The sequence below is a fragment of the Citrobacter sp. Igbk 17 genome, from assembly GCF_028069775.1.
GTDB lineage: Bacteria > Pseudomonadota > Gammaproteobacteria > Enterobacterales > Enterobacteriaceae > Citrobacter.
Map to the genome: position 1 here is coordinate 1 of NZ_JANEWI010000120.1, position 242 is coordinate 242.

A 242-nucleotide genomic window follows, 5' to 3' on the forward strand; every position below is an offset into this window, starting at 1 on the left:
GTTCATATCACCTTACCGACGCTTATCGCAGATTAGCACGTCCTTCATCGCCTCTGACTGCCAGGGCATCCACCGTGTACGCTTAGTCGCTTAACCTCACAACCCGAAGATGTTTCGTAAAACACCACCGTGTTGCGAAAATTTGAGAGACTCGAACACACCGCTTTTCATTTCTTATTACGGAGAAATGAAACAGTGTGTCGTTTCAATTTTCAGCTTGATCCAGATTTTTAAAGAGCAAA

At 44.2% G+C, this 242-nt stretch carries 1 rRNA gene; it reads right to left on the minus strand.

Features of this window, described 5'->3' with window-relative positions:
- Positions 1-96 (minus strand): 23S ribosomal RNA (locus tag NNO08_RS23080); the annotation flags it as partial.
- Positions 97-242 lie beyond the last annotated feature (146 nt).